Below are 8,313 nucleotides of genomic sequence, written 5' to 3' on the forward strand. Positions count from 1 at the left end.
GAAGAGAACTACCTGATGCAGAAGTTCGCCCGTGCTGTTTTAAAGACACCCAATATTGACCACTGCGCCCGGCTCTGCCACGCTTCAACGGTCGTCGGGCTCGCCGGAGCGTTTGGATCCGGTGCAATGACCCAGTCAATTGCAGACATTGCCGAATCAAAGTGCCTCCTTGTTATCGGCACCAATACGTTCGAGCAGCACCCGCTGATCGGGCGCCGCATTATGCAGGCAAAGAAGAATGGTGCAAAGATCATCTACGCTGACCCGCGGCTCACGCCGACGGGGAAGATTGCCGACCTGCACCTGCAGTTCTACTCCGGTACTGATGTGGCATTACTGAACTGCTTCATGCAGTTGATCCTCAAGAACGGCTGGGAGAACAAGGAGTTTATCGCAAAGAGGACCAAGGATTTCGAGAAGGTCAAAGAGGTTGTGATGAAAGATGCATACAGCCCCGAGAACGTCTCGAAGATCACTGGTATTCCCGCAAAGGACATCATTACTGCGGCAGAGTGGTTTGGCAAATCCGGCCAGTCTGCAATCCTCTACTCAATGGGTATTACCCAGCACACCACCGGTGTCGACAACGTCAAGTCAGTTGCAAATATCCAGATGCTGACCGGCAACCTCGGAAGACCCGGCACGGGCATCTGCGCACTGCGTGGCCAGAACAACGTGCAGGGTGCCTGCGACATGGGAGCCCTCGCAAATGTATACTCCGGGTACCAGTCAGTGCTTGTTCCCGACATGAAGAAGAAGATGGAAACCGCATGGGGCTGCGAGATAGCCGAGGGCAAAGTCGGTCTGACGGTTACCAAGCTGATCAATGTTCTTGCTGATGAGCCCGGCAAAGTCAAGTGCCTGTATATCATGGGTGAGAACCCGATGCTCTCTGACCCGGACCTCCACCACGTGGAGAAAGGGCTTAAGAATGCCGAGTTTATTGTCGTGCAGGATATCTTCCTGACCGAGACAGCACAACTTGCAGATGTAGTTCTTCCGGCAACCTGCTATGCCGAAAAGGATGGTACCCAGACCTCAACCGAACGCCGTGTCCAGAAATGGAGAAAGGCCCAGGACCCGCCCGGCGAGGCCAAGGTGGACTGGCTGATCATCAGCGAGCTCGCAAAGTACATGGGATACGAGAAGCAGTTCCCGTACAAGAACGCAGAAGAGATCTTCACGGAGATCGCAAAGGTTACCCCCTCATATGCAGGCATGGACTATGCACGCCTCGAAAAGCCTGAAGCACTCCACTGGCCCTGTCCGACAAAGGAGCACCCGGGTACACCCATCCTCCATAAGGAGAGATTTTCCCACCCGGACGGTCTTGGTATCTTTACCCCGATCGAGTGGAAACCCCCGGCAGAAGTTCCGGACAAGGAGTACCCGCTCCTCCTCACCACCGGCCGCTGCATCTGGCAGTGGCACACCGGCTCGATGACCCGACGCTCTGTTGATCTCGAGCGCGAGGAGCCCACGGGCTGGATTGAGATCAATCCCGAGGACGCAAAGGAGATGGGTATTAAGGACAAGGAGATGGTCATGGCAATCTCCCGCAGGGGAGAGATCAAGATCGGTGCCCGCGTGATTAAGACCATCAAGAAGGGTGTCGTCTTCATACCGTTCCACTATATAGAATGTGCTGCAAACCTGCTTACCCACAACGCACTTGACCCCGTTGCATCAATACCGGAGTTCAAGGCATGTGCTTGTAAAATCGAGAAGATCAAGGAGGCCTGAACATGGCAAAGAAAGGCGATATGCTCTACGCGTGGACCAATGATGCCGAGATCAAAAAACACGCAGAACTCGGCGGTGCGGTCACCGGTCTCTGGAAATTCGCGCTCGAGTCCAAGGCCGTTGACGCAGTCCTCGTCATCACCAAGGGAACTGATCTGTACGATGCCCAGCCGGTGCTGATCTCCGACCCCAAGGAACTGGCAAAGACTGCCGGGTCGCTCCACTGCGGCACGCTCCTCATGCCCAAACTCATCAAGAATTACTTTGACGGTGCCGCGAACATGAAGATCGGAGTCACGGTCAAGGGCTGCGATGCGATGGCATTCTATGAACTGGCCAAGCGTAAGCAGATCAATCTCGACAACATTATCATGATCGGTGTCAACTGCGGGGGGTCGGTCAGCCCGGTCCGTGCCCGAAAGATGATTACCGAGAAGTTCGGCGTTGACCCGGACACAGTCCACAAAGAAGAGATCGACAAAGGTCAGTTCATCATCGAATACGAAGGGGGCCACAAGGGCATCTCCATGGATGAACTTGAAGAGGCCGGCTACGGCCGACGGACCAACTGCCGCCGCTGCAAGATGAAGGTGCCCCGCCAAGCAGACCTTGCCTGCGGGAACTGGGGTGTCATTGGCGACAAGGCTGGTAAGGCAACCTTTGTTGAAGTGTGCAGCGAGAAGGGTGCAAACCTTCTCGACGGTGCTGTGAAGAAGGGTATCATCGCAACCGAACCGGCCAACCCGAAGGGTCTTGAGATCCGTGGGAAAGTCGAGGGCGCGATGCTCAAGCTCGGCGAGAAATGGCGCAAGAAGGATTTTGAGGGCCTTGGCGAGGGAAAAGACCGGTTAAAAAAGATCATGACCGAGACCTCAAGGTGCATCAAGTGTTACTCCTGTATCCTTGCCTGCCCGATCTGCTACTGCGTCGACTGCACCACAAAGAACCCGGCATATGTGAAGCCCGGGGAACTTCCGCCCAGCTTCATGTTCCACCTGATCCGGTATGCTCATATCGCGGATTCCTGCGTGAACTGCGGCCAGTGCGAGGAACTCTGCCCTGCGGAGATCCCGAACGCGCTCTTCATGCACGCCCAGCAGGTCGAACTTGAAAAGATGTTTGGCCATGTCCCGGGTGTCAACATGGAACTGCCGCTCATGGCCTATGTTGAGGAAAAACAGGAACGGGCCCGGCTTAAAAACACCGGTAGCGACATGATCTACGAGAACGTGTTCAACCCGGTGCCAAAGAACTAATCTCTTTTTTAGAGGTTACGTTCTGGTTCAGGGCAAGGTTTGAAAGGTGTTTTTTGGAGTCGTACTGTAGTTGTAAGGGTGAAAAGGATGGGAATTCTTACGAGCAATATGCAGAAATTTGCCCTGCAGGATCTCCATCGCGTCTATTCCAGTGTTGATGGCTGGAATATCCGTGAGGAAAAAATACAGGGCAATGACGAGATGACGGTTCTTCTGGAACGGATGCACGAAGGCGCAAAAGAGACCGCAAAGGTTCTTGTGTCCTACAATTCCGTAGTCACGCCGGATGTACTTGATGACCTCAAAGTCTCCGGTGTCTCCGGGTACGGCCTGCCGTCCCGGCACGAGTATGCCATCATTGCCCCCCAAAATGCCGATGTCTTACAGATACCGGCAGGTGTACGGGTCTACCCCATGCACTCGTTTGCCATCGATAAGGGAGCACTGGTCTGGAAGAAGAGACCGGTGCGGAAGGTCGCGGAAGTACCGGTTGCCGCAGTACGGAAAGCCACCGCATAATGTGTGAGTTCCCGAATACCCGGGAATAGTTTTTCTTTTTTTTGGGCTGTTGCTTCCTGGATTCTGATCACGTAGCCTGAACATGGCTGGCATCTGTATTTATCAGGGAAATATTAGTGATCGGTTGTATCGAATCGTTCGAAATAACAATAATCATACGCCTGCTTTTCACCAGGTTTGAGCGCGAGAAGGAGGCTGTCGGCATGGTCCTGGCAGAAATAGGCAAAACAGTACCCGAATGACTGGATCCCGATTGCATCCTTCTCACAGCGTTCACACTTTGGTTATTCCACCATCGTTATTTTCTCTTGAAGTCTTTTCACAGATACATCTTTTTGATCTTACAGGTCTGACCAAAGAACTTGAGGATGAAACACAGGTTTCGGGTAATAAACCCCCCGGACCGTGAAAAAAGGATCAGCAGTTCATAGCAGGGGGTAATGGGCTCATCCTAAAGGAGGGTTCATGATAAGGCAAACAGGACGGTTTCTGTCGGTAAAAAATATTTCAGACCGCAGGGAAGCTGCCTCCATCATTATCAGGAGAAATGATTATGTATCAGGAGTATCGTTCAAGATAACAAACACCGTAAGATTTTTTTTCGCCGGGTTTGAGTGCAAGAAGAAGGCTATCAGCATGGTCCTGGCAGACATATTCGAAACCGCCCTCCATTGATTGGAACCCGATAGCATCCTTTCCACAGTGTTCACACTTTGGTTTTTCAGCCATGATTATTTTCTTTTAGTCTTTTCATTAATACATTTTATTATTTTACGGGTATCGTCGTTGCACCCCAAGATTACGCGCAGGATTCTGGCAAAAATGCAGCCGGACTAGTTAAAAAACGCATCACATTGCTAAACTGAACGGTACCAAAAAACATTTTCTTTTTTTAAAGAGACTGTGTTCCAGAATGCGGAGCTGTCTTTCTCGTATACTTCGTTTAAGGCAGAGTGCGCTGCACACCGGTCTCCCGGGTATCATAACCTCCCAGTTGTTTGAGCACGGCTTTGAACTCCGGTGATTCTATCGTTTCCACAAGTGCTTTTACCCGGGAGTCTGCCATATGCGAGGTGCGGATGGCAAGTTCGTATCGTTCAGTTGCCACCGGGACAAAACGAAGATGGAGGGCCTGTGCTGCTGAAAAGACCCCCATACCTGCATCGGCCTCTCCGGATTTTACTGCAAGTGCAACGGCAAGATGCGTGGTTACTTCCCGGTCATATCCCCGGATGTCCAGCGGGTCAATGCCCCGTTTCTGGAGTTCGAAGTCAAGCAGTATCCGCGTACCCGCGCCTTTCTGCCGGTTGACGTAGGTGTGGTGCTTGAGATCGGTAAACTCGAAACCGTCCCGCGAGATCACCCCCTGCTGACGTTCTGCTACGCAGACAAGCACGATCTCCTGTCCGGGCATGTGCTTTTCCAAGTACGGTACATTGAAACTCCCGTCCTTCGCCAGCAGGTGCATGGGCGCTGCGTGGCACTCATCGTTCATCAGTGCGATGATGCCGCCCATGCTTCCCACGTTTGTCGAGTGGAGATCCACGTTCCGGTACCGGAGAAGATCTGCAAGGTAGTCGAGAACCGGGTCGTGACTGCCGGTAACAAGGAGTGACTGCATGGCATCGGCCCGGGGCACCATGAGCGTTGCATTAACCGGCTCGCCCTTCTCCATACCCTCGACTCCGGGGGGGATGGTGATATAGGCATTTGCCCGGACCGCACTCATCTGCACGCTTGCCCCCCGCGAGAGCGGGGAAAGTACCCAGCGCCTGCCCACCATGCCGGCGGCACAGAGAACAAATTCCTCGGTGCCGATGTCCTTGTGGAGCGTTGTCGTAAGCTGCCCCGCAAGGGTTTTCGGGACTGTGAGGGTAATGCCATAGTGCCCGAGCAGCGGGAGGACAATCTCCCGCAGGATAGTGAGCGCTGAGAGAGGGTACCCCGGCATGCCGATCACCGGTTTTCCTCCCACGCGCCCGATGATTGCCGGTTTGCCGGGCTTTATCGCAATACCATGAACGAGCACCTCGCCAAGCTCTGCGATTACATCAGCGGTGTAGTCCCGCGTTCCTGCGGAGGAACCGGCAGAGACGATTACGATCTCGTTCTCTTTGAGCGCGTTTTCTATGGCATTGCGGATGAGTCCTGGCTCATCCTTAACGATAGAGTAACGGGTACAATGAGCGCCGGCTGCAGTCAGCACGGCAGCGGCCATCAGCGTGTTGCTCTCCACGATCTGGCCCGGGGCGGGACGGGTATGGTGTTCGACCAGTTCGCTGCCGGTTGGGATGAGACCCACCCTTACGCTGAGCACATTCACGTCAGTAATCCCGTATGCGGCAAGCGCCCCGATCTCATGCGGCCGGATCGTGTGTCTGGAGGCAAGCACCATCTCGGATTCCCCTATATCTTCACCGGCAGGGCGAATATGCTGCCAGGGTGGGACGCCCTTTCTGATGACGTACTGCTCGTTTTCCACCCAGACATCCTCGATCATGATCACCGCGTCATACTCGGGAGGAACGATATTGCCGGTGTTGACCCGGGCCACCCGGGCGAGCGTCACTGGGTGCTGCTCATCTGCTCCGGCTGTGTCTGCACTTTTTACCGCAATCCCATCCATCGCGGCAAGATGGATCTCGGGCACCGAGTACCGTGCGATCACGGGTGAGGCTGTTACGCGTCCCACGCTCTGTTCGATCGCTACCCGCTCGATTGACGGTATGAAACTAAAAGACCGGGAAACGATGACCTGTACCTCGTTAAGCGGTTTGACGTTAAGATAGCGTTTCACCATGTTGATTCCCCCGTTACAACGCCCCAGGAAGACAGGCCGGGCATCATATAATCACGCTTCTCCAACAAAAAAAGTAAGGAGGTTATGCCGGCAATTTTGTCGGTTCGCTTTTACTTTTCTGGACCGGCTTTTTTACCCAGACAAGCTCTTTTCCCTCAAACGCAAAGGATTTCATGGTGTAAATGCGGACCCCGGCCGGTACTGCTGATACATCTGCATTGGCCGGGACCATAACAGCATAATCATGACGGGTCACAGTCCCGTCTGCAGCCCGGTCGGCACGGGTGAGCTCTTCCGGGAGAGGCGAGGGGATCGATTTACTTAATGTAACAAGAACTTTCACGGATTCCCGGTGTCCACCCATACGCCGTTCCATAGAAACAAGCGTATCATATCCGTTCTCCAGTGAATGGGAGGTGATCTTCCAGCCGTCATAACTGGAGTAAATATTCCTTATTTCCTTTACCACAAAATCATGCATAATGTCTGAACTGGAACCCATAAGCACTCAAAAAGAATTACAAATGGCGGACTAATAAATACCCATGGTTAATCAATCGCAGTTATCGTACCGCCTGTTAAGGAATTGGTTAATCTTCTTTGCATCACATCCCCCAGACGTTCCTAAAATATCAACAGACGCTGGTGATCCATCAGCACATTCCCCGGTAGGTAAAACAGGATTTTTGCGAGGCCCGGGTAGCCAATATCCAGCACGGCCTTCAGGTTCTTGTTTTTAGTCGTTCCCCGTTTCTGGAACGAAGGGGTGAGAGCAAATAGGTGGAGGTTTTCGTTGCCGGCTGCCACGTTTATATAGTCCTGGATATTAAACCCGACGGAGTCCGGACAGACCTTCGTGTCCCCCTTCAGCGCATAAATCCCATCCTCCAGAAAGATCACCCGCGTGAGGATCCCTTGGTGTGCGCATGCGACTGCAAAAGCGATCGCCCCATATGCGTGCTCCGTGCTGTACGGGCTTTTTGTGATGAGGATCGTAATCGGCGGGGAGTTGCTGTTCTGCTCTGACCGGTCATATGAGGGAGCAGACCCCTTCCACGGGAACTCGATGGATCCAGCATTTTCCGAGAGAATGATGTGACTGTGTTCGAACCGGTCAACCATGGCGTTCAGGTCCCGGATCTTGAACGGTTTGATGGCACAGGTGGAGATGATCACACCCTTCCCATCATCCCAGGTGCTGTAGCCCCGTGCGGTGGCACAGTGGTTGCAAGCAAGGATCTGGCATGTGAGGCCCTGTTTTCCCGCCAGATCGTAGAGATCCTCAAGGCCCCGACCGATATTCTCCGATTCTATCGGGCTCTGTCCAATATGCCCCATGTGGATGCCGTCGAGATAAGCGTACAATTCGACTGAGAACCGGCTTTCCAGTGCAGACGAAAGGAACTTCAGCCCGTACCATGCTGACCGGTGCATGTACGGGGACTCGATCTGGAACCAGCCTATCGAGTCCGACGCGTGTGGTGGCCTTTTCTGCTGCCGGATCAGCATTACCACATCGTTCCAGAATGACGGCTGGTTATGTGACGCAAGACCGTTCTGGTCAATAATTTGGTTGGGGTTTTTCATCTTGAGCTGTTCGATCGAGATCCCGCGGAGGTCCAGTTCCTGCCGGTCGCAGATGATCCTGACCGCGGAAAGGGAGAGGATCACAGACCAGATCTGCTGGGTCTCCGGATTCTCAAGGCTCGCGAGTGCATCTCCGGTTAGGAAGAATGTGAATACCGGGTGTTTGGTTGTTGCCCGGTATATCAGAGATTCAGGGTAGATCTGGATAAAGTAGAACTTAAGCGACTCTTCGAACCACGAGAGTCGCTCGCTCGTAACGGGGTCTGAAAGGAAAAAAAAATGCGAGGTCATGATCAGCCGGGCTTAACGATTGTAAGCGGATTGTTGTCTTGTTCACAAGATCTGTATTGCAAATGTTGATTAGCTTCATTTAACTATATTAAAGTTTTTCATTTAATGATTCTATGG

The 8,313-nt window shown here is 53.1% G+C and carries 7 protein-coding genes; 3 read left to right on the forward strand and 4 right to left on the reverse strand.

What is annotated here, in order from left to right; all coding sequences use genetic code 11:
- The 3 genes from fdhF to QZN75_RS09845 all read left to right on the forward strand — a co-directional run.
- On the forward strand, positions 1–1,743 hold a 1,743-nt coding region (gene fdhF / locus QZN75_RS09835; RefSeq protein WP_292428096.1), incomplete at its 5' end, for a formate dehydrogenase subunit alpha.
- Between the two features lie 2 nt (positions 1,744–1,745).
- Complete coding sequence (locus tag QZN75_RS09840) at positions 1,746–2,999, forward strand: Coenzyme F420 hydrogenase/dehydrogenase, beta subunit C-terminal domain (protein WP_292428099.1); 1,254 nt, start codon at positions 1,746–1,748, stop codon at positions 2,997–2,999.
- Between the two features lie 87 nt (positions 3,000–3,086).
- Positions 3,087–3,518, forward strand: a complete 432-nt coding sequence (locus QZN75_RS09845) for a hypothetical protein (RefSeq protein WP_292428102.1) — start codon at positions 3,087–3,089, stop codon at positions 3,516–3,518.
- Positions 3,519–4,076: 558 nt separating this feature from the next.
- Here QZN75_RS09845 and QZN75_RS09850 read toward each other — a convergent pair.
- The 4 genes from QZN75_RS09850 to QZN75_RS09865 form a co-directional block, all read right to left on the reverse strand.
- Complete coding sequence (locus tag QZN75_RS09850) at positions 4,077–4,247, reverse strand: hypothetical protein (protein ID WP_292428103.1); 171 nt, start codon at positions 4,245–4,247, stop codon at positions 4,077–4,079.
- A gap of 214 nt (positions 4,248–4,461) precedes the next feature.
- The gene (locus tag QZN75_RS09855) at positions 4,462–6,318 is read right to left on the reverse strand and encodes a molybdopterin biosynthesis protein (protein ID WP_292428106.1); all 1,857 of its coding nucleotides are present in this window, start codon (positions 6,316–6,318) and stop codon (positions 4,462–4,464) included.
- Between the two features lie 82 nt (positions 6,319–6,400).
- The gene (locus tag QZN75_RS09860; protein ID WP_292428110.1) at positions 6,401–6,799 is read right to left on the reverse strand and encodes a hypothetical protein; all 399 of its coding nucleotides are present in this window, start codon (positions 6,797–6,799) and stop codon (positions 6,401–6,403) included.
- A 143-nt stretch (positions 6,800–6,942) separates the two neighbouring features.
- Entirely contained in the window at positions 6,943–8,196 is a 1,254-nt protein-coding gene (locus QZN75_RS09865; protein WP_292428113.1) for a DsrE family protein, read from the reverse strand.
- Between the last annotated feature and the right edge of the window lie 117 nt (positions 8,197–8,313).

The organism is Methanoregula sp. (assembly GCF_003170075.1).
Taxonomy (GTDB): Archaea; Halobacteriota; Methanomicrobia; order Methanomicrobiales; family Methanospirillaceae; genus Methanoregula.